The following is a 1,211-nucleotide window of genomic DNA, read 5'->3' as shown; positions in this document are numbered from 1 at the left end:
CTACCCTGAGCTATCGCTTTGGCGAATCCGTCGGTACTGCCCTGCGTGAAATCATTCGCTCCGTGCGTAATGCTCAAGCCCAGGCACGTACTGCGCGTCCGTCCATAGCATCGGCTGAACGTCGTGTAGTCGAGTTTCCGCAACCGATCGTATCGGCTGCTGTGCTCGAGGAGATGGATCACGTCCCGGCGCTCGTTCGCCGCAACGCGATCGACCTCAACACCTGGTTCAAGCAAAACACCCAGGAAGCCCAGCCTGAAAAGCCCAAGCGTGAGCGCAAGCCGCGCAAACCCAAGGCTGCCGCCTCTGTCACTGAGCCCGTCCAGTCGCCAGCGCCTCGCGCGCTGCGTCCGGGCTCCTTGGACCAGCTGATCGCCCCGTTCGACCCTGAGGTCGCGCTGGCCAGCTGATTCACACCTTACCCACCCCTGTCGGGAAATCTCCCGTCAGGGCGGTTTTCCTGACTTCACCCTTGAAGAAGGAAGACTATGAAACCTAAGCGTCAAGCTGCCCTCGCGGAGGATCTCCGTAAGATCGGTACAACCGCTGTAGCAGCTGCTGTCGTAGGCCTTTTCCTCAGCGACCACAAGTCGTTGACGGCTTGCGCACTGGTAACTGGTGCAGTAATTTGGCTGTATGGCATCTACCTAACCAAGGAGGAATGACATGAGCCAGACCGCCTTCGGGATACTCATGCTGGGAAGCCTGCTGACTCTGTGTACTGGTTTGACGGTCTGGGCTGATTGGCCCAACCTCAAGCAGAAGGCCCAGAAACTGCTAGGCCACCACTGATTGATGCACCGCTCTGCCAAAGCCCTCCTCGGAGGGCTTTTTCATTTCAGGGGTATTGACAAGCGGTACGGCCCTGAACATTCTGAGGGTGTATGCCGCTGACGTTGTCAGCAACATGCCCCAGGCAGTCTCGGATCTCACGACTGCGATGCGCTCCAAGCGCATTGATCCAAACCCAAGTTCGCTAAGCATTCGGTAGCGCGAACGATTGACCGGTACCCCCGGTTGATGAATGCACCTTCCACCCACCCTCGACGGGACTACCCGTCAGGGCAGGTCTCCGTCACAACCTGGAGACCTTCCATGAAAAGCAGCTTTGCGTTGTACCAGGCGTTGATTGCGATCAATGTCCCGGATGACAAAGCCACTGCTGTTATCGATGCTCTGGAGTCCGATATGCAAAATCAGCTCGCTACCAA

The 1,211-nt window shown here is 57.6% G+C and carries 2 protein-coding genes; both read left to right on the top strand.

Features of this window, described 5'->3' with window-relative positions:
• Positions 1-410: hypothetical protein (locus tag BMZ43_RS26690; protein ID WP_177344874.1), on the top strand; the 410-nt coding region annotated here is incomplete at its 5' end.
• A gap of 256 nt (positions 411-666) precedes the next feature.
• Positions 667-792: a hypothetical protein gene (locus tag BMZ43_RS27055; RefSeq protein WP_007160880.1), complete on the top strand. Its 126-nt coding sequence runs from the start codon at positions 667-669 to the stop codon at positions 790-792.
• The last annotated feature ends 419 nt before the right edge of the window (positions 793-1,211 follow it).

Source organism: Pseudomonas sp. Snoq117.2, assembly GCF_900110545.1.
GTDB classification, from domain to species: Bacteria; Pseudomonadota; Gammaproteobacteria; order Pseudomonadales; family Pseudomonadaceae; genus Chryseomonas; species Chryseomonas benzopyrenica.
Note: the sequence above shows the minus strand (reverse complement) of the source record. Positions and strands in the feature narration are given on the sequence as shown.

What these genes read in the sequence shown, in the direction of transcription:
- BMZ43_RS27055 (WP_007160880.1), top strand. Translation starts at nt 667, where the DNA reads ATGAGCCAGACCGCCTTCGGGATACTCATGCTGGGAAGCCTGCTGACT.